At 67.3% G+C, this 26,202-nt stretch carries 32 protein-coding genes and 1 tRNA gene; 17 read left to right on the top strand and 16 right to left on the bottom strand.

Translation table 11 applies throughout. The features are described from left to right. Positions 1–59 precede the first annotated feature (59 nt). Together ACE3P6_RS02745 and ACE3P6_RS02740 are read right to left on the bottom strand one after the other, a co-directional pair. Positions 60–1,031 carry a glycosyltransferase family 2 protein gene (locus tag ACE3P6_RS02745; RefSeq protein ID WP_374391423.1) on the bottom strand — a complete coding sequence of 324 codons (972 nt, stop codon included), beginning with the start codon at positions 1,029–1,031 and terminating at the stop codon, positions 60–62. 45 nt (positions 1,032–1,076) lie between these two features. Next, positions 1,077–1,856 (bottom strand): WecB/TagA/CpsF family glycosyltransferase, encoded by a 780-nt coding sequence (locus ACE3P6_RS02740; protein ID WP_374391422.1) that lies wholly within the window; start codon positions 1,854–1,856, stop codon positions 1,077–1,079. A gap of 18 nt (positions 1,857–1,874) precedes the next feature. Between ACE3P6_RS02740 and ACE3P6_RS02735 the strand changes: the two genes are divergently transcribed. From ACE3P6_RS02735 to ACE3P6_RS02725, 3 genes are read left to right on the top strand one after another with little or no spacing between them, the layout of a single operon-like run. Then, the gene (locus ACE3P6_RS02735) at positions 1,875–2,102 is read left to right on the top strand and encodes a hypothetical protein (RefSeq protein ID WP_374391421.1); all 228 of its coding nucleotides are present in this window, start codon (positions 1,875–1,877) and stop codon (positions 2,100–2,102) included. Next, positions 2,099–2,935, top strand: coding sequence for a glycosyltransferase family 2 protein (locus ACE3P6_RS02730; RefSeq protein WP_374391420.1), 837 nt, complete (start codon positions 2,099–2,101; stop codon positions 2,933–2,935). The genes ACE3P6_RS02735 and ACE3P6_RS02730 overlap by 4 nt, the downstream gene beginning before the upstream one ends. 17 nt (positions 2,936–2,952) lie before the next feature. Next, on the top strand, positions 2,953–4,188 hold the full coding sequence (locus ACE3P6_RS02725; RefSeq protein WP_374391419.1) for a glycosyltransferase: 1,236 nt from the start codon (positions 2,953–2,955) through the stop codon (positions 4,186–4,188). Between the two features lie 6 nt (positions 4,189–4,194). Here ACE3P6_RS02725 and ACE3P6_RS02720 read toward each other — a convergent pair whose 3' ends face one another. Together ACE3P6_RS02720 and ACE3P6_RS02715 are read right to left on the bottom strand one after the other, a co-directional pair. After that, entirely contained in the window at positions 4,195–4,332 is a 138-nt protein-coding gene (locus ACE3P6_RS02720; RefSeq protein WP_374391418.1) for a hypothetical protein, read from the bottom strand. 21 nt (positions 4,333–4,353) lie between these two features. Continuing rightward, positions 4,354–5,325, bottom strand: a complete 972-nt coding sequence (locus tag ACE3P6_RS02715) for a glycosyltransferase (protein WP_374391417.1) — start codon at positions 5,323–5,325, stop codon at positions 4,354–4,356. Positions 5,326–5,503: 178 nt separating this feature from the next. Here ACE3P6_RS02715 and ACE3P6_RS02710 point away from each other — a divergent pair, with 178 nt between their 5' ends. Next, the gene (locus ACE3P6_RS02710) at positions 5,504–6,982 is read left to right on the top strand and encodes a hypothetical protein (protein WP_374391416.1); all 1,479 of its coding nucleotides are present in this window, start codon (positions 5,504–5,506) and stop codon (positions 6,980–6,982) included. A 6-nt stretch (positions 6,983–6,988) separates the two neighbouring features. Here the strand turns inward: ACE3P6_RS02710 and ACE3P6_RS02705 are convergent, their stop codons facing one another. Beyond that, the gene (locus ACE3P6_RS02705; protein ID WP_374391415.1) at positions 6,989–8,812 is read right to left on the bottom strand and encodes an ABC transporter ATP-binding protein; all 1,824 of its coding nucleotides are present in this window, start codon (positions 8,810–8,812) and stop codon (positions 6,989–6,991) included. 414 nt (positions 8,813–9,226) lie between these two features. On the opposite strand from ACE3P6_RS02705, the gene ACE3P6_RS02700 reads away from it, so the two are divergent. Continuing rightward, positions 9,227–9,457 (top strand): hypothetical protein, encoded by a 231-nt coding sequence (locus tag ACE3P6_RS02700; protein ID WP_374391414.1) that lies wholly within the window; start codon positions 9,227–9,229, stop codon positions 9,455–9,457. Positions 9,458–9,641: 184 nt separating this feature from the next. Next, positions 9,642–9,920, top strand: a complete 279-nt coding sequence (locus tag ACE3P6_RS02695; protein WP_374391413.1) for a hypothetical protein — start codon at positions 9,642–9,644, stop codon at positions 9,918–9,920. Here ACE3P6_RS02695 and ACE3P6_RS02690 read toward each other — a convergent pair. From ACE3P6_RS02690 to ACE3P6_RS02680, 3 genes are all read right to left on the bottom strand, one after another. Further along, a complete protein-coding gene (locus ACE3P6_RS02690; protein ID WP_374375214.1) occupies positions 9,859–10,551 on the bottom strand; it encodes a sugar transferase in 693 nt (230 codons plus the stop codon). The two genes, ACE3P6_RS02695 and ACE3P6_RS02690, sit on opposite strands and share 62 nt — an antisense overlap. 558 nt (positions 10,552–11,109) lie before the next feature. Beyond that, positions 11,110–11,691: an isopropylmalate isomerase gene (locus ACE3P6_RS02685; protein ID WP_374391412.1), complete on the bottom strand. Its 582-nt coding sequence runs from the start codon at positions 11,689–11,691 to the stop codon at positions 11,110–11,112. Positions 11,692–11,718: 27 nt separating this feature from the next. Beyond that, a complete protein-coding gene (locus ACE3P6_RS02680; protein WP_374391447.1) occupies positions 11,719–13,155 on the bottom strand; it encodes a mannose-1-phosphate guanylyltransferase/mannose-6-phosphate isomerase in 1,437 nt (478 codons plus the stop codon). A gap of 200 nt (positions 13,156–13,355) precedes the next feature. Between ACE3P6_RS02680 and hisB the strand changes: the two genes are divergently transcribed. From hisB to ACE3P6_RS02665, 3 genes are all read left to right on the top strand, one after another. Beyond that, positions 13,356–13,943 (top strand): imidazoleglycerol-phosphate dehydratase HisB, encoded by a 588-nt coding sequence (gene hisB / locus ACE3P6_RS02675; RefSeq protein ID WP_374391411.1) that lies wholly within the window; start codon positions 13,356–13,358, stop codon positions 13,941–13,943. Positions 13,944–14,010: 67 nt separating this feature from the next. Next, on the top strand, positions 14,011–14,649 hold the full coding sequence (gene hisH, locus ACE3P6_RS02670) for an imidazole glycerol phosphate synthase subunit HisH (RefSeq protein WP_374391410.1): 639 nt from the start codon (positions 14,011–14,013) through the stop codon (positions 14,647–14,649). Then, on the top strand, positions 14,646–15,554 hold the full coding sequence (locus ACE3P6_RS02665) for a glutaminase (RefSeq protein ID WP_374391409.1): 909 nt from the start codon (positions 14,646–14,648) through the stop codon (positions 15,552–15,554). The genes hisH and ACE3P6_RS02665 overlap by 4 nt, the downstream gene beginning before the upstream one ends. Here the strand turns inward: ACE3P6_RS02665 and ACE3P6_RS02660 are convergent. The 3 genes from ACE3P6_RS02660 to ACE3P6_RS02650 all read right to left on the bottom strand — a co-directional run bounded on the left by ACE3P6_RS02660 (position 15,551) and on the right by ACE3P6_RS02650 (position 17,313). Beyond that, positions 15,551–15,955 carry a VOC family protein gene (locus tag ACE3P6_RS02660; RefSeq protein WP_374391408.1) on the bottom strand — a complete coding sequence of 135 codons (405 nt, stop codon included), beginning with the start codon at positions 15,953–15,955 and terminating at the stop codon, positions 15,551–15,553. The genes ACE3P6_RS02665 and ACE3P6_RS02660 overlap by 4 nt on opposite strands. Positions 15,956–15,986: 31 nt before the next feature. Next, positions 15,987–16,862: a DMT family transporter gene (locus ACE3P6_RS02655; RefSeq protein ID WP_374391407.1), complete on the bottom strand. Its 876-nt coding sequence runs from the start codon at positions 16,860–16,862 to the stop codon at positions 15,987–15,989. A 61-nt stretch (positions 16,863–16,923) separates the two neighbouring features. Next, the gene (locus tag ACE3P6_RS02650) at positions 16,924–17,313 is read right to left on the bottom strand and encodes a DUF2147 domain-containing protein (RefSeq protein WP_374391406.1); all 390 of its coding nucleotides are present in this window, start codon (positions 17,311–17,313) and stop codon (positions 16,924–16,926) included. Positions 17,314–17,451: 138 nt separating this feature from the next. On the opposite strand from ACE3P6_RS02650, the gene hisA reads away from it, so the two are divergent. From hisA to ACE3P6_RS02635, 3 genes are all read left to right on the top strand, one after another. Then, positions 17,452–18,171: a 1-(5-phosphoribosyl)-5-[(5-phosphoribosylamino)methylideneamino]imidazole-4-carboxamide isomerase gene (gene hisA, locus ACE3P6_RS02645; RefSeq protein ID WP_374391405.1), complete on the top strand. Its 720-nt coding sequence runs from the start codon at positions 17,452–17,454 to the stop codon at positions 18,169–18,171. 226 nt (positions 18,172–18,397) lie between these two features. Continuing rightward, entirely contained in the window at positions 18,398–19,159 is a 762-nt protein-coding gene (hisF, locus tag ACE3P6_RS02640; protein ID WP_374391404.1) for an imidazole glycerol phosphate synthase subunit HisF, read from the top strand. Continuing rightward, positions 19,156–19,461: a phosphoribosyl-ATP diphosphatase gene (locus tag ACE3P6_RS02635; protein ID WP_374391403.1), complete on the top strand. Its 306-nt coding sequence runs from the start codon at positions 19,156–19,158 to the stop codon at positions 19,459–19,461. Before hisF ends, ACE3P6_RS02635 begins: the two co-directional genes overlap by 4 nt. 69 nt (positions 19,462–19,530) lie before the next feature. Here the strand turns inward: ACE3P6_RS02635 and ACE3P6_RS02630 are convergent, their stop codons facing one another. After that, on the bottom strand, positions 19,531–19,938 hold the full coding sequence (locus tag ACE3P6_RS02630; RefSeq protein ID WP_374391402.1) for a CoA-binding protein: 408 nt from the start codon (positions 19,936–19,938) through the stop codon (positions 19,531–19,533). Positions 19,939–20,095: 157 nt separating this feature from the next. Continuing rightward, on the bottom strand, positions 20,096–20,905 hold the full coding sequence (rlmB, locus tag ACE3P6_RS02625; RefSeq protein ID WP_374391401.1) for a 23S rRNA (guanosine(2251)-2'-O)-methyltransferase RlmB: 810 nt from the start codon (positions 20,903–20,905) through the stop codon (positions 20,096–20,098). Positions 20,906–21,026: 121 nt separating this feature from the next. On the opposite strand from rlmB, the gene ACE3P6_RS02620 reads away from it, so the two are divergent. The 3 genes from ACE3P6_RS02620 (at position 21,027) to ACE3P6_RS02610 (ending at position 23,020) form a co-directional block, all read left to right on the top strand. Next, a tRNA-Tyr gene (locus tag ACE3P6_RS02620) sits at positions 21,027–21,110 on the top strand. A 153-nt stretch (positions 21,111–21,263) separates the two neighbouring features. Then, entirely contained in the window at positions 21,264–22,055 is a 792-nt protein-coding gene (locus ACE3P6_RS02615; RefSeq protein WP_374391400.1) for a dimethylarginine dimethylaminohydrolase family protein, read from the top strand. Continuing rightward, positions 22,052–23,020 carry a hypothetical protein gene (locus ACE3P6_RS02610; RefSeq protein ID WP_374391399.1) on the top strand — a complete coding sequence of 323 codons (969 nt, stop codon included), beginning with the start codon at positions 22,052–22,054 and terminating at the stop codon, positions 23,018–23,020. The genes ACE3P6_RS02615 and ACE3P6_RS02610 overlap by 4 nt, the downstream gene beginning before the upstream one ends. A 3-nt stretch (positions 23,021–23,023) precedes the next feature. Here ACE3P6_RS02610 and ACE3P6_RS02605 read toward each other — a convergent pair whose 3' ends face one another. Together ACE3P6_RS02605 and ACE3P6_RS02600 are read right to left on the bottom strand one after the other, a co-directional pair. Further along, on the bottom strand, positions 23,024–23,596 hold the full coding sequence (locus ACE3P6_RS02605; protein WP_374391398.1) for a tyrosine-protein phosphatase: 573 nt from the start codon (positions 23,594–23,596) through the stop codon (positions 23,024–23,026). Between the two features lie 96 nt (positions 23,597–23,692). Next, positions 23,693–24,292, bottom strand: coding sequence for a LysE family translocator (locus tag ACE3P6_RS02600; RefSeq protein WP_374391397.1), 600 nt, complete (start codon positions 24,290–24,292; stop codon positions 23,693–23,695). A gap of 73 nt (positions 24,293–24,365) precedes the next feature. On the opposite strand from ACE3P6_RS02600, the gene ACE3P6_RS02595 reads away from it, so the two are divergent. After that, positions 24,366–24,818 (top strand): Lrp/AsnC family transcriptional regulator, encoded by a 453-nt coding sequence (locus ACE3P6_RS02595; RefSeq protein WP_374391396.1) that lies wholly within the window; start codon positions 24,366–24,368, stop codon positions 24,816–24,818. Positions 24,819–24,822: 4 nt separating this feature from the next. On the opposite strand, the gene phhA is transcribed toward ACE3P6_RS02595, so the two are convergent. Continuing rightward, the gene (gene phhA / locus ACE3P6_RS02590) at positions 24,823–25,611 is read right to left on the bottom strand and encodes a phenylalanine 4-monooxygenase (protein WP_374391395.1); all 789 of its coding nucleotides are present in this window, start codon (positions 25,609–25,611) and stop codon (positions 24,823–24,825) included. 111 nt (positions 25,612–25,722) lie between these two features. On the opposite strand from phhA, the gene ACE3P6_RS02585 reads away from it, so the two are divergent. After that, positions 25,723–26,196 (top strand): Lrp/AsnC family transcriptional regulator, encoded by a 474-nt coding sequence (locus ACE3P6_RS02585; RefSeq protein ID WP_374391394.1) that lies wholly within the window; start codon positions 25,723–25,725, stop codon positions 26,194–26,196. Positions 26,197–26,202: the final 6 nt, after the last annotated feature.

Below are 26,202 nucleotides of genomic sequence, written 5' to 3'. Positions count from 1 at the left end.
CTGGTCACCCTGAAGGTGCCGCCGGGCCGACCCGGCTGCGCCGGGCCCGCGGCATCCGCCTACCTGGACCCGAAGACCTGCCGCACCGCATGGCCGGTCAGGTCGCGCAGGAAGCGCTCCGGTCCTCCGCCGCTGCCGCTCGGTTGGAACACCCGACGCAGCTGCCGGATCATCGCCCCGGCAAGATAGGCCAGCGTGACACCAATCGCCCGTCCCGTGCCCCCCGCCTTGCGGAAGTACAGCCAGCGGCTGTCGAACCAGTAGCCCGGCACCCGGCGCCAGTCCTTCATCCCCGTCGAGACCGAACCGATGTGCTCCACCCGGCTTTCGCGGACGAAATGGGTGGGCCAGCCACCTTCGGCGGCGCGCCGGCAAAGATCGGTCTCCTCGAAATACAGGAAGAAGGCCTCGTCGAAGGTCCCGACAGACCGGACCACCGCCTCGCGGATCATCAGGCTTGCCCCGGCCAGCCAGTCGACCGGGCCGCTGACCTCGGGCAAGTCCATCCTGACCGTCCGCTTCGCCAGCACTCGGCTGACCGGCCCGGTCCGGGCCGCAGCCTCGAACTCGGACGCGGCCGAGGGGAAGCGGAAACAGGTTGTATGCGGCTCGCCGTCGGGGCCGTGGATGTAGCTTCCCGCGAGGCCGACTTTCGGATGCCGCTCCATGTAGTCCCGCAGCAGGCGGATCGCGTCGGGGGCCGGAAAGGCGTCCGAGTTCAGGATATAGACGTAGTCGGGCCGCACGCCCCCCGGCAGGCCCAGCCGGATGCCGACGTTGTTGCCCGCCCCGAAGCCGCCGTTCCGCCCCGACTGGACCACGCGGATCCGGGGCCGATCCCTCAGCGCCTCGCTCATCCGCTCGAACGACCCGTCACCCGAATCGTTGTCGACCACGACGATGCCCCCGGCGATCCCCTGCATCGCGACATCGGCCGCATCGACCGAGCGCAGGGTCATCTCGGCGGTGCGCCAGTTCAGGATCACGGTCAGCACGGTCGGGGGTTGGTCGGGATCAGGCACGTTGGTCACCAAGGGTTCTACTGTTGACAAAGGGCGAGAAGGGGCTGCCGGGCTCTATTTCCGGGCGCCGCGCGCCGCCAGCGCCTGCCCGGCCAGCGAGGGCATGACCAGTGCGCAATCCAGATAGCGCCGGGCCAGACGGCGCGGGTTGGTCAGCATCCGCCACAGCCACTCCATTGCGATCTTCCGTACCCAGGCCGGGGCCCGCGTCTGGTGGCCCGCGATGAAATCCAGTCCCGCACCAATCGACAGGAAGCCCAGCCCGGGATGCCGCGCCAGCCCGCGGGCGGCGAGACGTTCCTGCTTCGGCGCCCCCAGCGCCAGAAGGCAAATCCGCGCGCCCGAAGCCGCGACCTGGTCCAAAGCCGCATCCGCCGCCGCGCTGTCGGGATCGAAGCCATAGGGCGGGGCCAGGCAGGTCGCGACCTCCAGTCCCGGATAATCCGCCTTCAGCCGCTCTGCCGCCAGCGCCAGCACCGGCTGGGTCGACCCGAGGAACGCCAGCGGCGTCCCAAGCCGCGCCGCCAGCGCCGCCACCGGCGCGATCAGTTCCGATCCCGGCACCAGGCTGACCGGCCGCCCTGCCAGGCGCGACATCCAGACGATGGGATTGCCGTCGGCGACGACATGGCTGTGCGCCCGGTAGGCCCGCAGGAAGCCTGGGTCGCGGCGTATCTTCACCACATGGTCGAGATTGAGCGTGGCGATGGCAAAGCCCTTCCCCGCCTTGAGGCATGCCTCGACATCGGCCAGAAGCGCGGCTTCGGTCGCGAAGTTGACCAGGTCCAAAGGCAATGGTGCGGGGGGCCGTTGCCCCGAATGTGGTTCGGTCATCAAGTCCCGTCAGTCGCAATGTCCAGCCTGTCCGTCCTGGACAGCATATCCAGCCCAAAGGCTTCTTGGCAGGATTTGCAAGTTCTTTCTGCCGTTATTGATTTTCCGGCGACGGCGCCGCATGGCGAACAGCGATTGTTGCGCGCCGAACCCCGGCATTTCAGCGTCGCACAGGCGCGCCTTGATCCCGCCACGGTTTTCGACCAGTTTCCAACCGACATTGCCGCGAGATGCACTGGAAGATGACCGACATTGATCTGAGCGTGATCATCCCCGCTCATGATGAGGAAGCCTGGATCGACCGCTGTCTGTCCGCGCTTCTGGCGCAGGTCGGCGAAACCGGCGCGGTCGAAATCCTGGTGGTGGCCAATGCCTGCCGCGACCGCACCGTATCCCTTGCCGAAGGCTACGCCCCACAGGCAGCGGCGCGCGGCTGGACACTGCGGGTGCTCGACCTGCCGCAGGGCGGCAAGATCCTGGCCCTGAACGCGGGGGACCAGGCCGCGACGGGCAGAAGCCGGGTCTATCTCGATGCCGACATCGCCTGCGATCCCGCCCTGCTGGCCCAGGTGCGCGCCGCGCTGGCTGTCGCCCTGCCGCGCTATGCCACCGGGACGCTCGCCGTGGCCCCGGCCCGGTCCTGGGTCACGCGGGCCTATGCCTCGGTCTGGCGCAGGCTGCCCTTCGTGCGCGGGGGCGCTGTCGGGGCCGGGCTCTTCGCGGTGAACCGGGCCGGTCGCAGCCGCTGGGGCGCTTTCCCGCCGGTCATCTCCGACGATACTTTCGTCCGGCTGAATTTCGCCCCGGACGAACGCATCGAGGTCCCCGCCCGCTATCACTGGCCGATGGTCGAGGGTTTCGCGAACCTCGTCCGCGTCCGCCGCCGCCAGGATGCCGGCGTGGCCGAGTTGCGCGGCCTTTACCCCGCGCTATTCGCCAACGAGGCCAAGGCCCGCCTGACGCCGGGCGATCTTTTGCGCCTCGCCCTGCGTGTGCCGCTTGGCTTTGTCGTGTATCTCCTTGTCCACATCGCCGTGCGGCTGCGTCCGCCCGCCGCCGGTTGGACGCGAGGGCGATAGGCCCTGAAAGGACGACCGTGACCGATCCCCGCCCCATCGCCTACCTGACCGGCGACTATCCCAAGGTCTCGCACACCTTCATCCTGCGCGAGGTCGAGGCCGTCCGCGCCGCCGGAGTTCCCGTGATCACCTGCTCGATCCGCAAGCCCTCCAGGGCCGAGTTCAAGGGCCAGGAGGAACTCCGCGCCCGTGGCGAAACCTTCTACGTCAAGGCCGCCGCGACGAGCCCGGTCCGGCTTATGGCCGCGCATGGCCGGGCGATCCTGCGCAGTCCCGCAACCTGGGCCCGGACGCTGGCACTGGCGATCAGGATGCGCTCGCCCGGTCTCAAGTCGCTGATCTGGCAGCTTTTCTACTTCCTAGAAGCGGGAGTCCTTGCCGACCACCTGCGCCGCAACCGGGTCCGGCACCTGCACAACCATTTCGGCAATTCCAGCTGTTCCGTCACCGTCCTCGCCGCCGAACTGGCGGGCATTCCCTTCAGCTTCACCGAACACGGCCCCGCCATCTTCTTCGAGGTCAACCTCTGGTCGCTCCCGGAAAAGATCGCCCGCGCGGCCTTCGTGGTGGCAATCACCCATTTCTGCCGTTCGCAGCTGATGCTGTTCTCCGATCCGGCGCATTGGGGCAAGATCACCATCGTCCACTGTGGCGTCGATCCGACCGCCTACCGCCGCGACCCCGACGGCACCGGCAAGCGGGTGGCCTTCGTCGGTCGGCTCGACCCGGTGAAAGGCGCCCTTCTGCTGGTGGAGGCGATGGCAATCGTCCTCAAGGCCCATCCCGACGCCACCCTTGCCCTTGCGGGCGACGGTCCAGCCCGGGCCGGGGCCGAGGCGCGCGCCAGGGCGCTTGGCATCGAAAGTGCCGTGCATTTCGCAGGCTTCATGTCACAAGGCCAGGTCGCCGACCTCCTCGCAACGTCCGACATGCTGGCGCTCCCCTCCTTTGCCGAGGGCCTGCCCGTCGTCTACATGGAGGCCCTGGCCTCGCGCATTCCGGTGGTCGCCAGCCGCGTCGCAGGCGTGCAGGAACTGGTCGAGGATGGCGTCACCGGCTACACGGTACCGCCCGGCGATGTGGCGACACTGGCCGACAGGATGATCCGGCTGATGGACGACCCGGCAACCGCGCGGGCAATGGGCGAAGCCGGACGCAAGGCGGTGGAGGACGGATTCGACATCCGCGCCGAGGGTGCCCGGCTGGCCGAGATCTTCACCAACGGCGGGCCGGGCGGGCGGCTCCGGCTCTGACTGCGATCAGCTGTCGGCGAACCGGACCGGCCTGACCTCGGGCAGACCCGCCAGCACCATCCGCCCCTGCCGGGCAAGCGCGGACGGCCCGGTGCCGGGGAATGTCCGCCGCGCCGCCGACGCCAGGGCCGACTGTCCGGTCAAGGCCGTGTGCTCAGGTCTCTGTCACTTGTATTCGATCAGGGTCGCACGACGGTGCAGCAGCCGGTGCAACCAGAATTGCACGACCCCCAGCGCTTCGGGAAGCTTTCCCAGCGTCAGGAACAGGGCGCGCTCCAGACCCAGCCGCGGCCAGAGCCGCAGGACCTGGACCGGGTAGACCGCGAGAATCAGTGCCGCCCAGGGGCTGACGATGCATCCGAGCAGCGCCAGCACCGGCAGGACCAGCCCCCAGGCCAGCGCCCGCCGGGTTTCGGCAACCCAGTGAAACTCTGGCGCCGCACCATGCATCGCCGCCCCTTCGGCAAATGCGAACCCCGCCCGCCGGGTGCGCTTCCACCATTGCCCGATCCGGTGCATCGCCGCGTCGTGCAGCGTCATCTCTGCGTCCAGCCGCCAGACGCGCCACCCGGCTGCCTGCAGGCGCAGGCAAAGCTCCGGCTCCTCGCCCGCGATCAGCGTCGGATCGAAACCACCCACCTGCCGCAGCGCCGCACTGCGCATCAGGGCATCGCCGCCGCAAGCCTTCGCCTCGCCCACCGGCGTATCCCATTCGGCATCGCAAAGCCGGTTCCAGACCGAGGCTTCGGGATGGATCTCGCGCCGACGGCCACAGACGACGGCGACTTCGGGATGCGTCGCCAGGAAGGCCTTGGCTGCCGGAAGCCATCCCGGCTGCACCCGGCAATCGCCGTCGACGAACTGCACGAACTCCGGGGCCCCCGCCTCGATCAGCCGGTCAAGACCCGCGTTGCGCGCCCGCGCCGCAGTGAAGGGAATCGTCGTGTCCAGCGCAACCACCAAAGCCCCTGCCGCCCTTGCGGCCGCCACGCTGCCGTCGGTCGACCCGGAATCAACATAGACCAGAGGCCGCACCGCACCGGAAAGCGACTCAAGGCAGGCCACCAGCCTCGCTCCCTCGTTGCGGCCGATGACCACCGCACCAAGGCTGCCAGCCGCCAAATCCTGCTGTTTCAATCTTCGCGTCCAGACTTCAGCGCCACATCCCCCAAAAAGCATAGATTCCGCCTGCCTCCAAGGGAAAGCACGGCCTCGCTTCTGCACAATCCGGATCGATCGTACACCGGGTTTGCATTTTCCTTGGCCACCGAACCCGCTACAACCGGATCAGCCCGTTTCTGCAAGGCCTGTCGGAATGCCGAACATCGTTGCCTACCTGGCGCTTTTCAGTTGGCCCATCGTCGCGATCCTGCTGTTCCGGCTTCTGCCGCTGCAGAAGGCCCTGGTCTGGACGATCATCGGCGGCTACCTGCTCTTGCCCAGCGCCACCCAGGTCAAGTTTCCGATGCTGCCTCCCGTCGACAAGACGATGGTGACCAGCCTTCCGGCCCTGATCCTCTGCCTCCTGATGGCCCCGGCCCAAGCCCCGACCCAGGCCCCGATGGCCAGGACCGGGCGGCATGTGCTGCTGGTGCTCTTCCTGATCGTCGTCACCTCTCCGGTGTTGACCGTGCTGCAGAATACCGAGCCGGTGATCGACGGCCGCACCTTCCTGCCGGGCCTGCGTCTCTATGATGCGATGGGCCTGATCTCGCAGCTTCTGGTGTCGCTCATCCCGCTTTGGCTTGGCCTGCGCTACCTGAACTCGCGCGAGGGGCTGCGCACCATCCTGGAAGTGATCGCGATCGGCGGGCTGGCCTACACCCTGCCGGTGCTTTTCGAGGTGCGCTTCAGTCCGCAGTTGCATACCTGGATCTATGGCTTCTTTCCGCACAGCTTCTTGCAGCACATCCGCGAGGACGGCTTCCGACCGGTGGTCTTCCTGTCGCACGGGCTGCTGGTCGGCATCTACCTCTGCATCGCCACGCTCTCCGCCGCCACGCTTTTCCGCGAAGCCCGGCGCGAGGGGCGCCCCGCCACCTACTGGCTGCTCTCGACGATCTGGCTTCTGATCGTGCTGTCGGTGTCGAAGAACTTCGGCGCAATGATCATTGCCGTGGCGCTGACATCGGCGGTCTTTCTTCTGGGTCGCAAACCGTTGCTCATCATCGGGCTCGCCGTCGCGACCGTGGTGATGTTCTACCCGATCCTGCGCGGTGCAGGCTGGATCCCGGTCGATGCCATCTACGACTACGTTCACTCGATCAACGCCGAGCGGGCGGCCTCGCTGAAATTCCGGCTGGACAACGAAGACTTGATTCTGGCCCGCGCCAGCGAAAAGCCGCTCGTCGGCTGGGGCAGCTGGGGGCGCGACCTGGTGCACGACCCGGCGACCGGCAAGCTGGTCAGCATCGTTGACGGCATCTGGGTGCACGAGATCGGCAGCTTTGGCTGGATCGGGTACATCGGCCGATTCGGGCTTCTGACGGTGCCGATCCTGTTCTTTGCCCTGCGCCGCCGGGCGATGGGCGATTCGTTCATTCCCTTGGGGCTGATCATCACCCTCAGTGCAACGCTGATCGACCTTCTGCCGAATTCGGGGCTGGTCAACTACGTCTGGCTGATGGCAGGGGCCGTCATGGGCCATGCCCTGTGGTGGCGCGGGCCGGAGGCCGAGGGCGATCCTGCCGCACAGCCCTTCGCCGCCCCGCCCCGCGCTGCCTGGCTGATGCCCGACACCGGCCCAACGGCCACGCGCGGCCCGCGCACGCAGGGGCTGCACAGCCGCCGCTGAACGGGATCAGTCGCCCTTGTCTGCCACAGCGTCGGACCCGCCGCTGACCATGCGTCGGAACACGGCGCTGGTGGCCAGCAGCGTGTCGTAGCTTCCCTGCGCCAACAGCCTGCCGCGCTCCATCAGGAAGATCGTGTCGCAGCTTCGCACGGTGGACAGCCGGTGCGCGATCAGGATGATCGTCTTGTCGCCCCGGATGCGCTGCACCGCCTCCATCACCTCGCGCTCGGTGACATTGTCCAGGGCCGAGGTCGCCTCGTCCATGATCAGCAGCGTCGGATCGCGGTACATGGCCCGCGCGATCCCGATCCGCTGGCGCTGCCCGCCCGACAGCCGCACGCCGCGTTCGCCCACGCGGGTCTCATAGCCCGCCGGCAGGTCGGACAGGATGAAGTCATGCAGCGCCGCCACCTGCGCCGCATGCTCGACCGCCGCCATGTCGATCTCGGCCTTCGGCACGCCAAAGGCGATATTGGCCGCGATGGTATCGTCGGTCAGGAAAATCGTCTGCGGCACATAGGCGATCGAGCCCCGCCACGACCGCAGGTTGTCCGGCGTGAGCGTGGTGCCGTCCACCCTGATCGCGCCCGACGCGGGTGACAGCAGGCCAAGGACCAGGTCAACCAAAGTCGTCTTGCCCGCGCCGGTGCCGCCGACGATGCCGACCGTGGCCCGTGCCGGGATGGTCAGGTCGACCCCCTGCAGCGTCGGCCGATCCGTGCTGTCATAGGCAAAGCTGACCCCATCCAGCGCCAGCTCACGCTCCAGCTTCATCGGGGGCGCATCCGGTTCGGGATCGGGCAGCGGCGGCGGGCTGCCTGCAAAATCCGCCACGATCGCATCCAGGACCGGTCCCGCGCTGCGAATGGTGACCATGCCGAAATAGATCTGCTGCAGCGAGGGCAGGAGCCGCATCGTTGCCATCGCGATCACCCCCAGCGTCGGCACGATCTGGGTCATGTTTCCGTTGTTGCGGAACAACAGAAGCAGGATCAGCGAAACCAGCGTGCCGAAGGTGATCGCTTCCAGCACGAAACGCGGCAGTTCCGCGACCAGCCCCATCCGCGTCATCGCCTTGGCCGACCTGAAGGCTTCGGCGGCATAGCTTTGGACATAGACATCTTCCAGGCCCATGACCTTCACGTCCTTGATCCCGCCCGTGGCTTCCTTCGCGACCAGGTAGCGGGCTTCAAGCGCTTCCTTCATGTCATTGCCGACGCGCACCATCTGGCCGCGGACCCGCAGGTAGATCAGCGCATAGACAAGGCCAAGCACGCCGCCGCAGAAAACCGTCACCAGCGGATCGACCAGCATCAGGAAGGACAGGATCGAAATCGCAAGGATGCTGTTCGCCACCAGGCGCAGGCTGGGCGTGATCACCCGCGCGACCAGCCCGTCCACCTCGTTCAGCACATTCTTCTCAAGCTCTGCGCTGTTGTGTTGCAGGAACCAGGGATAGGGGTGCCGCAGATAGGCCGACAACAGGCGGCTGGAAATGGTATAGCCCCGCATCGTCGAGTAGCGGGTCATCGCGTTGGTGCCCACCGCCTTGATCGCCAACCCGCAGGCGACCACGCCCAGCACGCTCAACGCCAGGACCACCTGGAACTGGAAATCGCTGGTGAAGCCAAGCCGGGTATAGACAAAGGACAGGGTCGAGTTGGTCTGGATCTTCTCCGGCGCCGAGATCACGTTCAGAAGCATGAGCACCGCCGAAAACCCGGCAATCTCGGCTGCGGCGACCAGAAGCATGACGACCGCCAGCCACCAGAAGTTCCGCCGCTCCCGATCGTCAAGCAGCGCAAACAGCTTGCGGTAGGTCTTGATCACTTGCTGTCCTCACACCTGCGACCGCCGCACCTTGCTGCTGCGGCATGACAAAAGAAAGGCATTCCGGGCCACAACCGGGTTTGCAGCCCGGACAGGGAAGCCACCATCGGTTCCGGCACAGCTTCGCCGAGACGACATCACTGGTTCCTGGCAGTCCCGCCTTGCCCAAGTGCTTGCAGTCAGGATGCAATTGCCATGATCCGGAATGCATTTCAACGGGTTGTGCAAGCTGCCCTCGCCCGCCAACCGCGCATTTAACCCTAGGTTGCAAGGCTCCAATCGACAGCTTCTCTTCGGTTGCATACGCCCCGCGCGGCCCGCCGCACTTTTGCGACGCCGCGTCACCCGGTTCGCGGAACGCAGATTCACCCAAACGCGGCCACAATCTTGCCACGCCATGCGAGCAACGTGATCTTGTTCTTCGCGTGGGGGTTGAAGCACATGATCGCGGGTCTGGTTCTTGTGTCTACGGCAGTCGGGCTGATGGCGATGGCGATGGCCGTCGCGCTTTCGGTTCCGGTCTGGGTTGCGCTGCTTGGGTATCCGGTGGTCTGCAGCCTGACGCTCCTGCTCGCGGCAACCCTCTCGGCCCTGCGCTCGACGCAGGTCGAGCAATCGGTTCAGATGCTCCACCCGCAGGCCTGACCGTTCGGCCCAGGTACGACCCGGGCCGGCATTCAGGCGGGGCCTTGCTGGCATGATGCCGGTTGATCGGCCAAGTTTCGCCACAAAAGACACACTGCCCGACTTACATCATTTCTACCATCTCGACGCGCTGCCCCACGAGACCTAATCTATCGACCTGAAGGGGACAGTTTTTTCAGAAACGATGGCTCCGACCAAGGAGACGGGGATGGCATTGGGGCTGGTGATCATAGCGATGCTTGGCGCAAGCGGCGTCACGGCGGCGCTTTTCGCCTATGGCTTCCCGCTCTGGATCGTCCTGCTCGCCTATCCGCTGACCGGCACCATCATCCTGCTTCCCGGCGTGGCGCTTTTCGGCTGGATCCGGCAGCATCCCCCGTCGGCGGGGCCGGATGGGTTGCTTACTTCCCGGTCGCCCGCAGCACCACATTCACAGTCGCCAGCAGGATCCTCAAATCCTTGAAGAACGACAGGTTGCGTTCGTAGTCGGCGTCGAACTCGGCGCGCTGCGCGAAGGTCGACTGGTTCCGATCCGAGATCTGCCAGGTTCCGGTCAGGCCCGGGCGCAGCGCATAATAGGCGCTGCCGGGGTAAAGCTCCTGCTGATCGACCAGCATCGGGCGCGGACCGACCAGGCTCATGTCGCCCACCAGCACGTTCCAGAGCTGCGGCAGCTCGTCCAGCGAGCTTTTGCGCAGGAACTGGCCGAATTCGGTGATCCGGGGGTCGCGCGAGAGCTTCTGATAGGCATCCCATTCGCGGCGCGCGGCGTCATCCGTCTGCAGATAGGTCTGCAGCCGGGCTTCCGCATCGGGAACCATCGTGCGCAGTTTCCAGAGCCGGAAGGTGCGACCGCCAAGACCCACGCGGTCCTGGGTGAAGAAGGGCGAATGCCCCGTCACCTTCAATACGGCAACAAGCACAAGCACCACCGGCGCAACAATCGGCAAAGCCATCAGCACGAAGCCGACATCCATCCAGCGCTTCAACGCCCGGCGATACAGGGGTTCCTTCCGCGTACGGACCCAGCCCTGGCTGACGGTCACGGACGGCCGCTCGAAATCGTGCCCGTCTATTCCAGAACGAACGTCCATCTGCAACGCCTCCGCAAGGGTGCCAATCGCTAAGCGAAATCGTGCGGAACCGGCTTCAATGCACCGGCCCGTTTCAAAACATCGCACTCGCTACACCACGTTCCACGTTGTCTATCTAGCATTCGATGCACCTTGCCGCAATGTGCCCCTGGGTGACAAAACTCGCAGAAAGTGGTTACTTCTCATTGGGTTACACGCTATGGTTGTATCCGGGAGTGTATCCGGGGACAGACGCCGAAGGCCGGATTCCCCGTCGATACGATGCATCTGCGTGCCCGGCCCATAGGCCGCCACATCATTGCCATGATTTTCTTCGTTTTTTACCCGGCTTGCCAAAAGTCAATTCTGACTGGTCCGCCGCTGCCCGGTCGCGACCCGCCTGAATTGGGGATCAGGTCACTCATTCCAGACACGAAATTATGCGGAATCTCGAAACGGTGAATTTTCCGTTAATGTGAGCCGTTCACCACATTCCGGGCATCTGAAACCGCGAACCCGGCCTTGCCGGACCCTGCCCGAGGCCGACGGCAGCCCGGACTCGATTCGCTCGACCGCCCTTCACCCCGGGCCGACGACCCTGCGGCGGCGTGCCGCAACCAAGGCAACCAGAATCGGGCCGGGAAGTTCCAGCAGCCAGTTGACCTTGATCCCCATCGCCCAGCTCCCGATCAGCCCGTCGACGTCATGGAAGCTCGCCGCGCGGATCAGCACGAAGGCGCAGACGAAGCCGATGCCCAGCAGCGCAGGCCAGACCTGCCCCAGCAAGCCGCGCAACAGCAGGGCCAGCAGCCCCACCGTCAGCACGCCGGCAATCCCCACGGCCAGGATGAATTCGCGCTGGATGGTGTGGCGCATGTCGTACCAGCCCATGAGCCGCGCATTGCAGCGTCCGATCGTGGTGAAAAGCGTCTGCAGATCCAGTTGCTTGTTGACCGCGAGGAAGAACAGCACCGCCGCCGTGATGCGCCAGAAGGTCCGCTCCCGCCTGACCTTTGCCTCCGGCCCCTGCATCGCCCGCGCGGCCTGCGTCGAAAGGATGGCCGCAAGCAGGTAGACCAGAACCGTCACCCAACCCATCGCCGTGTTGTCGCCCAGGCCGGGGCTCCACTGCGAAAAGGCGCATCTCAGCGTGGTGATCATCCGGGCCTCCCGACCCTCGTTCCCGGGTCAGCGGGCGCTGCCCTTCTCGTCGCCGCGGGCATAGATGTCTTCGTAGCGGATGATGTCGTCCTCGCCGAGATAGGCCCCGGTCTGCACCTCGATCAGCACCACCGGCACCTTGCCGGGGTTGGCCAGCCGGTGCACCGCCCCCAGCGGCACATAGACCGACTGGTTCTCGCTCAGAAGCTTCACCTCGTCGCCCACCGTCACCTGCGCCGTGCCGGAGACGACGATCCAGTGTTCCGCCCGGTGGATGTGGCTTTGCAGGGAAAGCGCTGCGCCCGGCTTGACGACGATCCGCTTGACCTGGAAACGGTCGGCCAGGGCCAGCGTCTCGAACCAGCCCCAGGGCCGGTGATCGCGCGGGAAGACCTCTGCCTGCCGGACCGAGCGCGCCTTCATCTGCGCCACCGCCGTCTTCACCTCCTGCGCCCGCGCGCGGTCGGCGACCAGCACCGCATCGGGCATCGCGACGACGACCAGGTCCTGCAACCCTATCCCCACCACATGCTGGCCCTCGACCTCCGACCGAAGCAGGCTGCCCTCGCAGTCGATGGCGGTCACCGGCCCCTGCGCGACCGTCCCGCCGCCATTCTCGCGCCAGACGGCATTCCAGTCGCCCAGGTCCGACCAGGCCGCGCCCAAGGGGATCACCTCGATGTTCGCGGCCTTCTCCAGCACCGCGAAATCGACCGAGATGTCGCGCACCTTGGCCCAGGGCCCTTCGGCCAGCCGCAGGAAGCCCAGGTCGGCCCGCGCCCCGGCAACCGCCTCGCCCACCGGGCCGATCAGGTCGGGTGCATGGTCCGCGAAGGCCGCCAGCAGCGTGCGGGCCGAGAAGAGGAAGATCCCGGCATTCCAGAGATAGCGCCCCTCGGCCAGCATCGCCTCGGCCTTCTCCAGCACCGGCTTCTCGACGAAGCGCTGCACCTTCTGCGCCGCGCCGTCCACCGGCGCCGATCCCAGCTCGATCCAGCCATAGCCGGTTTCCGGCCGGTCGGGCCGGACCCCGAAGGTCACGATCTGCCCCGCCAGCGCCCGCGGCACCCCCGCCGCCACCGCCGCGCGGAAGGCGTCGATGTCGGGAATGCTGTGATCGGTCGGCATGACCAGAAGCAGCGCTTCGGGGTGCGCGGCCGCCAGATGCAGCGCCGCCGCCAGGATCGCCGGGCCGGTGTTCTTCGCCTCCGGCTCGATCAGGATCGCGCCGGGGCGGATGCCGTCCTCGGCCAGCTGCTCGGCCACGATGAAGCGGAAGTCGGAATTGGTGATCACCACGGGGCTTGCCACATCCGGCGCCCCTAGCATCCGGCTGGCGGCGGCCTGGAACAGCGTGCCCTGCCCGGTCAGCGGAACGAACTGTTTCGGGAAGCTCTTGCGCGACACCGGCCAAAGCCGCGTGCCCGACCCGCCGCACAGAAGAACCGGAAATATCTCGGCCATGACCTGAAAGAACTCCACCTGTCGACCGGGCACGCAGCACCCGGGCCTCGTCAATATCTTGCAGCAAGTCCGGGCAGCATTAAGCCCGGATTCTGGCAAAGGGGATACGCATTTGCCCCCCAATTGCAACCGGGGAATCGGAACGCTTCCCCTTGCAGCGGCTGCGCCCTATAAGGCCCGCGTCATCAGGGGAACCGCCCATGCGCGAAGCCACCGTCACCCGCACCACCGCCGAAACCGCGATCTCGGTCACCGTCAACCTCGACGGAACCGGGCGGCATGACTGCCAGACCGGCGTCGGTTTCTTCGACCACATGCTTGACCAGCTTTCCCGCCACAGCCTGATCGACCTGACCGTCCGCGCGAAGGGCGACCTGCACATCGACGACCACCACACGGTCGAAGACGTCGGCATCGCGCTTGGCCAGGCCCTTGCGAAAGCCCTTGGCGACAAGCGCGGCATCCGCCGTTACGGCCATTTCCGGCTGGCGATGGACGATGCCCAGATCGCCACCGCGCTGGACCTTTCCGCGCGGCCCTTCCTGATCTGGACCGTCGATTTCCCGACCCCGAAGATCGGCAGCTTCGACACCGAACTGGTGCGCGAATTCTTCCAGGCGCTTTCCACCCACGGCGGCATCACCCTGCACGTCGACATGGCTCACGGGGTGAACAGCCACCACATCGCCGAGGCCACGTTCAAATCCGTCGCCCGTGCGCTGCGCGAGGCCGTGGAACCCGACCCCCGCCTCGGCGACGCGCTCCCCTCCACCAAGGGCGCGCTCTAGCCTTTCATCTTTGCCAAAATATCCCCGCCGGAGGCTCCGACACCTCCGCCCGCGCCAGGGTAGAAAAATGCTCACCACCCTCGTCGACTACGATTCCGGCAACCTGCACTCCGCCGAGAAGGCCTTTCAGCGCATGGCGGTCGAGGTCGGCGGCGGCGACATCCTCGTCACCTCGCGGCCCGAGGACGTGGCCCGCGCCGACCGCATCGTCCTGCCCGGCGACGGCGCCTTCCCGGCCTGCCGCGCGGCGCTCGGGTCCTACGGCGGGCTGTTCGAGGCCATCGAAGAGGCCGTCATCCGCAAGGCCCGCCCCTTCCTTGGCATCTGTGTCGGCATGCAGATGCTGGCCAGCCGGGGCCACGAATACCGCCTGACCGAAGGCTTCGGCTGGATTCCGGGCGACGTGGTCCGGATCGAGCCCGAAGACCGCGCGCTGAAAGTCCCGCACATGGGCTGGAACGACCTTGTCGTCGACCACCCCCACCCCGTCCTTGACGGTATCCAAACCAGCGACCACGCCTATTTCGTCCACTCCTACCATTTCCGCGTCACCGACCCCGCGCACCGCCTCGCCTTCTGCGACTACGGTGGCCCGATCACCGCCATCGTCGGGCGCGACAACATCCTCGGCACCCAGTTCCACCCCGAGAAATCCCAAGCCGCAGGCCTGCACCTGATCGGCAACTTCCTGCGCTGGACACCGTGAGCGAGCGGGTCGCGCAGCATCTGGCCGACATCGCGGCCGAGATGGCAGCGCGCAGCGACCGCGGCCAGGTGGCCGGTTACATCCCCGAGCTTGCCGCCGTCGACCCCAACCAGTTCGGCATCTCCGTCACCCTCGCCGACGGCACGCAAGCCTCTGCGGGGGACAGCGCCGTGCCCTTCTCGATCCAGTCGATCTCCAAGGTCTTCGGCCTGGCCATCGCGCTTGGCCGCCTCGGCGACCAGCTCTGGACCCGCGTCCGGCGCGAGCCCTCGGGCCTTGCCTTCAACTCGATCCTCCAGCTCGAAAGCGAAGGCGGCATCCCCCGCAACCCCTTCATCAACGCAGGCGCCATCGTCACCACCGATGCGGCCCTGGGCAAACGCCCGCCGCGCGAATACCTGGCCGAACTCCTCACCTTCATGCGCACCGCCGCCGGGGATGAGGACATCCACATGAACCCGTCCGTCGCGCGGTCGGAAACCGAAACCGGCCACCGCAACTTCGCCCTTGCGCATTTCCTCGCCTCGCAGGGCAACCTCACGAACCCGCCCGACCATGTCCTCGGCGCCTATTTCCACCAATGCGCCATCGCCATGAGTGTCGAGCAGCTGGCGCGTTCCGGCCGCTTCCTCGCCGGTCTCCAGCACCTCATCGCGCCCGAAAGGGTCCGCCGCATCAACGCGCTGATGCTGACCTGCGGCCACTATGACGGATCGGGCGAATTCGCCTTCCGCGTCGGTCTGCCCGGCAAGTCCGGCGTGGGCGGCGGCATCCTCGCCATCGCCCCCGGCCGCGCCTCGATCGCCGTCTGGTCGCCCGGCCTGAACGCGCAAGGCAACTCGCAACTCGGCACCGAGGCGCTGGAGATGCTCGCCCGCCGCACCGGCTGGTCGATCTTCGGCTAATCCCAAAGCCGCGGCTCGGCGAATTCCACCGAATTGCCGCCAGGGTCGCGGACATACAGCGACCGCGCCCCGCTCGGCCAGTCGAACTCCGCCTCGATCGCCACCCCGGCGGCCACGAAACGCTTCCGCCACCCGGCAAGCTCCGCGCGCGAGGCGGCAAAACAGACATGCCCCGCCCCCCGCGCGCCATGCACCGGCACCGGCAGCGCAGGGTTGTGCGAGGACACCTCGGTCGCCTCGGGATCGAAGACCAAGAGCACCCCCGCCCCCACCCGGAAGAACACATGCCGCCCCTCGACTTCGGCGATCACCGGCAGCCCCAGCAAATCGCCATAGAATGCCTTCGCCGCAGAAAGGTCGCGGGTGTAAAGCGCCGTCTCCAGGATCGCCTTTGGCCTCATCCCGCCATCCTGCGCCCCCGCCGCCGCCCGGTCAACGCCGCCGGAAGAGCCGCCCGTCGATCACCGCCAGCCCCGCCAGGATCAGCCCCAGCCCGATCAGATGCCGGGTCTCCAGCCGCTCGCCCAGGACCAGCCAGCCCAGACCCGCCGCCGAAATCGGGATCAGGAAGGTCACCAGCGACACCGCTGTCGCCCCCGCCTGCGCCAGAATGCGGAAGAAGATCAGATAGGCCAGCGCCGAAGACAGGCTCGCCAGCCCCACCACCGCCAGCACCGGCTCCCACCCCGGCCAGTCGAGCGCCCAGGGCCGGTCCACCAGCAGCCAGACCGGCAGCATCAGCGCCGAGCTTGCCGTCACCTGCCCGAAAGCCGTGGCCAGGGGCGCCAGGCCCGCCGCCCGGAACCGCCGCCCCCAGACGCTTGCCAGCGCATAGCTGAACGCCGCCCCAAGACAGGCCAGAAGAGCCAGCCGCGTCCCCGACATGCCCCCGTCCAGCACCATCGCCAGCACACCCGCGAATCCCAGCGCCACGCCGATCCCCCTCGCGGGCGTCAGCTTCTCGTCCGAGGTCGCAAAATGCGCGACCAGCACGGTGAAGATCGGCGTCATCGCGTTCAGGACCGAGGCCAGCGCCCCGGTGATCTGCCCCTGCGCCAGCACGAAAAGCGTGAAGGGCACCGCGTTGTTCAGGAGGCCCATCACCAAGAGCGCAGGCCACAAGCTCCGGGGCGGCAGCTCCGCGCCCGTCGCCCGCACCACCCCCCACAGGATCAACGCCGCCAGCCCGACCCGGCCCCAGACCACGGTCAGCGCGGGCAGCCCCGCCAGCGCCAGTTCGTTGAACAGAAAGGACCCGCCCCACAGAAGGGACAGGGTCCAAAGCAAAAGCCAGTCACTGCCGCGCATGATGTCCCTCCACCGCGCGACCCTGCCCCGGCACGCGGCGAAAGGCGACCCGATAGTTGCGCTACTTCACACGCTTCCAGGTCCCGCCGTCACGGCAGATGCCCAGCACGCAGCCCCGCACCTTGAGGCTGTCGCCCGTAAGCGTCATGTCGCCGTTGTAGGTCTTGTCGCGGTCCGGCGAATAGATTTGCCCGTCGTCATAAAGTCCATCGGGATAGGCCACCATGTCCCAGACGATCTTGCGCCCGATATTGTCGCTGGCCTTTTCCTTGCCCGCACTGTCGAAGGCCTTGATCAGCACACCGCAGAGGGCGGGCCCGCAGGGCTTGATCTCGACATAGCCGAAATTGCCGTTGTCATCCTTCTTGGTTTGCCAGACCCCCTCGACCGGATCGGCCCAGACCGCCCCCGCCAGCATCGCCAGCCCCGCCGCAACTGCGAAAACCTTCATCTTGCGTCCTCCTCCGCAATCTCCTCGCGCTGACTTTGCCCCAGTCGCGAATCCGATCAAGCGTGACGTGGGGTCGCTTTCGCTTTCCATTCCGCGCCGCCCATGCCAAAGACCCCGCGAACCGCAGGGAGCCCGCCGATGATCCTCTATCCCGCCATCGACCTGAAGGACGGCCAATGCGTCCGGCTTCTCCGCGGCGAGATGGCAGCGGCCACCGTCTTCGGCGACGATCCGGCGGCGCAGGCGCTGAAGTTCCAGCAGGCGGGCTGCGACTGGCTGCACCTTGTCGACCTGAACGGCGCCTTCGCGGGCCAGCCGGTGAACGCCGCCGCCGTGGAAGCGATCCTCAAGGCCATCACCGTCCCGGCCCAGCTTGGCGGCGGCATCCGCGACATGGCGACCATCGCGATGTGGCTGGAGAAGGGCCTCGCCCGCGTCATCCTCGGCACCGTCGCGGTGGAAAACCCATCGCTGGTGCATGAGGCCGCGAAAGCCTTCCCCGGCAAGGTCGCCGTCGGCATCGACGCCCGCAAGGGGCGCGTCGCGACGAAAGGCTGGGCCACGGAAACCGACGTGATGGCCACCGACCTCGCCCGCAGCTTTCAGGACGCCGGAGTCGCCGCGATCATCTACACCGACATCGACCGCGACGGCGCCATGCAGGGCCCGAACATCGAGGCGACCGAAGCCCTCGCCCGCGCCGTCACCATCCCGGTCATCGCCAGCGGCGGCGTCTCCCGCATGGCCGACCTCATCGCGCTGCGCGACACCGGCGTGATCGCAGGGGCCATTTCGGGCCGGGCGCTTTATGACGGGGCCATCGACCTGGCCGCCGCTCTCCAGGCGCTCAAGGCCTGACCGGCGACTCCCCGTCCGACCACGTCACCTCGTCGCCCGTCCGGCATGACGCGGTCACCGGCCAGCCTTCTTTGCAGGCGTAGGGCCCCGCGACAGATCCTTGCCAAATTCTTAACGCCAAAAGGTAAGTATCTGATTGAATTGCCCTATCCGAGTTTGTCCACCGTGGACACCCGGCCAGCCGATCCTGCTTGCTTTTCCGCCCCCCACGCGGCATTCCTCCCCCATGCTCAAGACCCGCATCATCCCCTGTCTCGACGTGGCCGACGGCCGCGTGGTGAAGGGCGTCAACTTCGTCGACCTGATCGACGCGGGCGACCCGGTTCAGGCCGCGAAAGCCTACGACGCCGCCGGGGCGGACGAGCTTTGCTTCCTCGACATCATGGCGACCGAGGACAACCGGTCGACGATGTACAACCTGGTCACCCGCACGGCGGAACAGTGCTTCATGCCGCTGACCGTCGGCGGCGGCGTCCGCACGCCCGAGGACGTGCGGAAGCTCCTCCTCGCGGGCGCCGACAAGGTCAGCTTCAACTCCGCCGCCGTCGCAAGGCCGGATGTGGTCGCCGAGGCCGCCGACCGTTTCGGCAGCCAGTGCATCGTCGTCGCCATCGACGCCAAGACCGTGGAACCCGGCCGCTGGGAGATCTTCACCCACGGCGGCCGCCGCGCCACCGGCATCGACGCGGTCGACTTCGCCCGCACCGTGGCCGCGAAGGGCGCCGGGGAAATCCTCCTCACCAGCATGGACCGTGACGGCACCCGCGCCGGGTTCAACCTGCCGCTGACCCGCGCCATCGCCGATGCCGTCGACATCCCCGTCATCGCCTCCGGCGGCGTCGGCACGCTCGACCACCTGGTCGAGGGCATCACCGAGGGCCACGCCTCCGCCGTCCTCGCCGCCTCGATCTTCCACTTCGGCACCTTCACCATCGGCCAGGCCAAGGCCCACATGGCCGCCGCCGGCATCCCCGTGAGGCTGTCGTGAGCCTGGAAACCCTCGCCGCCACCATCGCCACCCGCAAGGGGGCGGACCCGGAAACCTCCTGGACCGCGAAACTGCTGTCCAAGGGCCCGGAGAAATGCGCCGAGAAGTTCGGGGAAGAAGCCGTGGAAGCGATCATCGAGGCGGTGAAGGGCGACCGCGCCCGGCTGACATCTGAGGCGGCGGACGTCCTTTACCACCTGCTCGTCATGCTCGCCGCGCGAGACGTGACGCTGGCGGATGTGGTCGCGGAACTGGACCGCCGCGAGGGCACTTCCGGGATCGCAGAAAAAGCCGGGCGCTGACCCGATTTCTTCAAAGAAATCGGACCGGAGCCTTCAAGGCTCCGAACCGGAATTTTCGAAAATTCCGCCCTACAACCCCAACCGCGGAATCTCGATCGCCGGGCAGCGGTTCATCACCACTTGCACCCCTGCCGCCCGAGCCCGCTCCGCCGCCGCCTCGTCCACAACGCCAAGCTGCATCCAGACCACCTTCGCGCCCAGCCGCACCGCCTCGTCGGCGACCGCGCCCGCCTCTTCGCTGCGACGGAAGACGTCGACCATGTCGACCGGCCCCGCCTCGGCCAGCGTCGCGACCACGGTCTCGCCCAGCGCCTCCTGCCCGGCCTGGCCCGGATTGACCGGGATCACCCGATAGCCTTGCCGCTTCAGGAACGCCGCGACCCCGTGGCTCGGCCGGTCGGGCTTCGGCGACCAGCCGACGACGGCGATGGTCTTCACGCGGGTCAGGATGTCACGGATCTCGGCATCGGTGGTCATGGTCACTCCAGACAGGAAAAAGGGCGCCCGGGTCGAAGCCCGGACGCCCAGTCGCGGAACGAGGGACAGTGAAGAGAGTACGGGGTTCCGGTCCCGTCCTCCTCACCATCATTTAGAAAGCCGAGAGGCCCGTTAAAGACCTGTCGCAGAGATGTGATCACACGCGAGCCCCCGCCGTCGCCGCATACAGCGAGACGGCGGCGGCGTTCGAGACGTTGAGGCTGCCGAAAGCGCCTTCGAAGGGGATGCGCGCCAGCACGTCGCAGGTCTCGCGCGTCTTCTCGCGCAGGCCCGGCCCTTCGGCCCCAAGCACCAGCCCGATGGGCCGCCCCTTCACGCCCGCCACCGCTTCGCCCAGCGCCACCGGTGCCTCGCCATCCAGGCCGATCAGCGTGAAGCCCATGCCTTTCAGCACCTCCATCGCCTCGGCCAGGTTGGTGACCTTCAGGTAGGGCTGGCGCTCCAGCGCCCCGCTCGCCGTTTTCGCCAAGGCTCCGGTTTCCGGTGCCGAATGATGCTTCGGCGCGATAACCGCGCGCGCCCCGAACACCTCGGCCGAGCGCAGGATCGCGCCGACGTTGTGCGGGTCGGTCACCCGGTCCAAGAGCACGACCAGCGGCAGGCCTTCCCCTGCCGCACAGACATCGGCGAACTTGCCCCAGTTCAGCGGCTTCACTTCGACCGCCGCGCCCTGGTGGACCGAGCCCTCGTCGATCGGCACGTCGAAGCGACGCGGCTCCACCACCTCGGGCGCCATGCCCGAGGCCGCGACCGCCGCCTCCAGCTTGTCGAGCGCGTTCTTGGTGACCACCAGCCGCAGCTTCTCGCGCCGGGGGTTCATCAGCGCGTCGCGCACGGCGTGCAGGCCGAAGAGCCAGACGGTCTCCCGCGCCTCGCGCCGCTCGCCGCGTTCCTTCTCCACCACCCAGGCCGGTTTCTTGCCACCCGCCGCCCCGCCCGCCGCCATGTCCAGAACCCTTCGAAAACCAGCCCGGACCTTTGCGCAGCCCCGGCCCCGGATGCAAGCCGAAATCTTCCGCGTTGCACCCTTGACGCCCCCCGCCCCCGCGAGTAGACGAACCCCCGGCGGGCGACGAGCTGCAAGGTGCGGCAGGGGACTGTAACTCCCCCGGGGCGACCCACGCCTGGTTCGATTCCAGGGTCGCCCACCATTTTCATGGTGATCAATGACTTAAGCCGCAACCTCCGCTCATCCGGGGTGCTGGGCGGACATGTCTTGCAGCGCGCGGCCGACCGGAACCACCCCGCATGCCCTTGCGCCCCGGCAGGACGCCTGCCAAACAGGCGGCAAACCCGGGGGTCCCATGTCCTTTTCCACGCATTTCACCCACGCCATCACCCGCCGCCCGGCGGGTTCGATCATCCGCGGCCTGCGCGCGGTGGATACCGGCACCCCGGACCTGGCGCTGATGCAAGAGCACCACGCAGCCTACATCGCCACGCTGAGGGAAACCGGCGCGACGGTGATCGAGCTTCCCTCGCTCGACGCCTATCCCGACAGCGTCTTCGTCGAGGACACCGCGCTCTGCCTGCCGCAAGGCGCCGTCGTCATGCGCCCCGGCGCGCCCTCCCGCCTCGGCGAGGCCGCCGAAATGGCCCCGCACCTGCGCGCGCTTTACAGCCAGGTGGTCGAGATCACCGGCGCAGACAGCTTCATCGAGGGCGGCGACATCCTCGTCACCGAGCGCGAGATCCTCGTCGGCCGCTCGGCCCGTACCAATGCCGCCGGGATCGCCGAACTGACCCGGCTTGTCGCCCCCTGGGGCCACACCGTTCGCGAGGTGCACACGCCCCCCGGCGTCCTCCACTTCAAGACCGACTGCTCGCTTCTCGACGGGGATACGGTCCTGTCGACAAAGCGCCTCTCCGCTTCCGGCTGTTTCGCGGGCTACAAGGTCATCGACGTGGCCGAGGGCGAGGAAGCCGCCGCCAACACCATCCGCTTCAACGACCTGGTGCTGATGCCCGCAGGCTTCCCGAAGACCCGCGACGCCATCGCGGCGGCAGGCTTCACCACCCGCGAGATCGGCAATACCGAATGCGCCAAGCTGGACGGGGGCATGTCCTGCCTCTCGCTCCGCTTTACCCCTGCATGACCTTCAACCTGCTGGCCATCGCCCAGTCCGGCCGGCTGGAGCACGAGGCGATCCTGCTTGCCGCCTCGCTTCGCCGCTCCGACCCCGGCTTCGCGGGCAGCCTTTTCATCGCCGAACCGCAGCCCGGCCCGAAGTGGCGCGACGACCCTCGCATGTCCGACCGCAGCCGCAAGGCGCTCACCGCCCTCGACGCGCAAATCCTGCCCTTCGAGAGCCGCGCCTTCGGGTCCGACTACCCGCATGGCAACAAGATCGAGGCGCTGGCGGCCCTGCCTGACGCACCCTTCCTTTTCCTCGACACCGACACGCTGATCACCGGCCCGGTCAGCGACATCCGCTTCGACTTCGCCAGACCCTCCGCCTCGATGCGGCGGGAAAACACCTGGCCGAAGGTGGAGCTTTACGGCCCGACGCTGCACGACACCTGGGCGGCGCTCTATTCTCGCTTCGGCCTCGACTTCGCCGCCTCCTGGGACACCAGCCACCCCGAGGACTACTGGCAGCGCTACCTCTATTTCAACGCGGGCTGGTTCTTCCACGAAAGCCCCCGTGCCTTCGGCAACCGCTTCCTCGCCTGGGCGCGCGACATCCGCGACGCCCCGCCCGAAGCCCTGGTCTGCCAGGAACTGTACCCCTGGCTCGACCAGATCACCCTGCCGCTGGTCATCCACTCGTTCGGAGGTGGCCGCCCCGGTCCCGACCTCGGCGCGCTGGACGGCAGCGCGACCTGCCACTACCGCACGCTGCCGCTGCTCTACGCCCGCGAAAGCGACCGCGCCGTCGAGGTGCTGGAAGGGCTTGCCGACGACCTCCGCCCCGTCCTGCGGCAATGGGGGGCCTTCAAGCGCATGGTGATCCAGGGTGAGGGCGTCACGGCTCGCACCCTCTTCGACCGCGACAACCTTCCCCGCCGGGAACAGGTGATCCGCAACACCCTGAAACGCGAAGGGCTCTGGGTGCGATAGGCGTCAGCTTTCGCCGAAGCCCAGGCCCGGCTCAAGCCGTTCCCAGCTTTGGTCCATCGGCCAGGCATCCGACAGCCAGGGCACCGCGAAATGCCCGAACCGCAGCGAAAGCTGCGCCTCCGCCTGCTCCTCGTCCATGCCCTTGATCGCTGCCAGATACAGCGACAGCGCCAGTCCGGTCCGGTCCGACCCATGTCGGCAATGCACCAGCAGCGGCTTCGGCATGTCGCGCATCAGCGCGATGAGCCGGGCTGCCTCTTCCGGCCGCAGCTCCCGCGAGGCGTTCATCGCGAAATCGACATGCTCCAGCCCAAGCGCCGCACTGGCCGCGATCTCGTCGTCATACCAGCCCTGCCCCGGCCCAGCCCCGCGCAGGTTCAGTACGCTGCGGATACCGTAGCCCGCCTGATAGTCCTTCAGGTCCGCCGCCGTGACCTGGGCCGAGCGATAGACCTCGCCCGCCACCACCGCGTGAAAATTGCCCGACAGATGCAGATAGGCCAGGAAGCCGCACAGTGCGACAACTGCGCCGGACGCCGCCAGCACGCCGACCCGGATGAACTTCCAGCCTCGCATCCCGGCTCTCCCGTCACGTTGGCCCGGTGTGCCGGGGAAAGGCGCATCGGTCAATAAGCGGGAGTAGCATGCCGCCGGACGTGACCGGATCGGCGATCACATCTCCATCACCACCACCGGCCAGAGCGACAGCACCAGAAGCCCCGCCATCCCCCAATTGAAGGCGCGCAGCCGCCCCGGCCCTTCCAGCCAGCGCCGCACCGCCTGCCCCGCCCCCGCCCAGACCGACACCGAGGGCAGGTTGACGCAGGCGAAGGCCACGGCCACGGCGGCATAGGCCCAGATCGACGGCTCCGTCACATAGGCCGCGACCGCCCCCAGCGCCATTGCCCAGGCCTTCGGGTTCACCCACTGGAACGCCGCCGCCTGCAGGAATGTCATCGGGCGCGCCTTGGCCCGCCCCTCGCCCGGCGCTCCGGACTGCGCGATCTTCCAGGCCAGCCACAGCATGTAGGCGACCGACGCCAGTTTCAGCCCCATCAGCGCCGGGGGCCAGGCCCGGAACACCCCGGCCAGCCCGAGGCCCACCAGGAACACCATCAGCGCATGGCCGATGGAGATGCCCAGCATATGCGGCACCGTGCGTCGGAAGCCGAAGTTCACCCCGCTTGCCAGCAGCATCATGTTGTTCGGCCCCGGCGTGACCGAGGTGACGAAGGCAAAGCCCAGGAGGGCAAGGAACAGGTCATGGGTCATGGCTGCAATTCTGCAGCGTATTCGATAGCACATGATTGCAAAAATGCGACCAACCAGACTATCTTCGCAACAAATGACGAAGCTTGACGAGATAGACCACCGGATATTGCGAGAGCTTACCCGCGACGCCCGCCAGCCGAACCTAGCGCTGGCCGACCGGGTGGGCCTGTCGCCCTCGGCCTGCCTGCGGCGGGTGCAGGCGCTTGAAAAGGCCGGCGTGATCAAATCCTACCGCGCCGTCCTTGACCCTGCCCAGCTTGGCATCGGTTTCGTCGCCTATGTCACCGTCGGCCTCGGGGCCCATACCAAGGCCGCGCAGGAAGCCTTCGAGCGCGCCGTTGCCCGCGCCCCCGAAGTCCGCGAGTGCCACAACATCACCGGCACGGTGGAATACCTCCTCCGCGTCGAATGCACCGATCTTGCCGCTTTCAAGCACTGGCATACCGAGGTGCTGGGCACCCTGCCGCAGGTGCGCGCCATCACCACCTTCGTCGTGATGGGCAGCCCGAAGGACGACCGCGCCTGACCCGTCAGGCGGCTTTCGGCGGATATTTCGGCGTGTGCAGCCCCAGCCTCCGCGCCGTCGCAACGTCCGCCAGCAGGTCCCGTTCCGCCGCCTTGAACAGATCGTCCAGCCGCTCGATCACGAAATAGACCGGCTGGTGGATGTCGATCCGGTAGGGCGTGCGCAGGATGTCGATCACGTCGAAGGGCCGCAACTCCGGCTTGCCTTCTCCCTGCCCGACCGACCACAGCAATTCCGACGGCGAGGAAGCCAGCCCCGACCCCAGCGTCTTCGTCTCGCCGCCCTCCACCGTCAGCCCGAACTCGATGGAAAACCAGTAGAGCCGGATCAGCCAGGCATAGTCCTCCTTGGCGCAGGCCATCCCGGCCCGCCCGATCGCCTGCGAGAACCCGGCAAAGCGCGGGTCGGTCAAGAGGGGCGTATGGCCGAATATCTCGTGGAAGATGTCCGGCTCCTCGATGTAGTCGAAATCCTTGCGACTGCGGATGAAGCTGGCGGCAGGAAAGCTGCGGTCGGCCAGCATCGCGAAGAACCGCCCGAAGGAAATCAGCGCCGGGACCGGCACCACCTGCCACCCGGTCAGCACCCGCAGCTTGCGCGACAGGTCCGGGCATTGCGGCACGCGGGTCTGGGGCATGTCCAGCACCTCCAGCCCGCGCAAATAGGGCTGGGCGGCATGTCGGTGGACCATCGGCCATTGCCGCGCCACCAGGTCGCGCCAGACCGCATCCTCCTCCGCCGTATAGTCGATGAACCCCGCCGCATCGGGATGCTTCGCGGCATAGCTGGTCATTCGCGGCCCTCCTGGCTTTCCCTAAGCTTGCCGGATTTAGACGGAATCTCATTTCTTTCTGCGCCCGATCTGGCACAATCGGGGCAAGCCATACCCAGAAGACGCGGCATCATGAAACCTGATTTCCCCCTGGACGACGCCGACCGCCGCATCCTCGCCGCCCTGCAACGCGACAGCACCCTGTCGGTGCAGGCCCTTGCCGAGATCGCGCAGATGTCCCCCTCGCCCTGCTGGCGCCGGGTCAAGGCCCTGAAGGAAGCCGGGGTGATCCGCGCCGAGGTGGCGCTGGTCGACCGCCGCCGCGTCGGAATGCCGGTCCTCGCCTATATCCACCTCTCGCTGGTCGACCATTCCGAAATGACGATCCGCAAGCTCGACGACTTCACCAGGGCCCAGGACCGCATCGTCGAATGCGCCACCATCACCGGGGCCGACGACTACATGATCAAGGTCATGGCCCGCGACCCCGAGGATCTGGAGCGTTTCCTGATGCATGACCTCCTCGCCTTGGGCGTCGTGCGCTCCTCCACCACCCATTTCGTCCTGCGCCAGACCAAGTACACCACCGCCGTTCCGCTGGACTGACGCCGC

Source organism: Tabrizicola sp. (assembly GCF_041911175.1).
GTDB lineage: Bacteria > Pseudomonadota > Alphaproteobacteria > Rhodobacterales > Rhodobacteraceae > Tabrizicola.
This window is presented reverse-complemented; position numbering and strand designations above follow the sequence as displayed.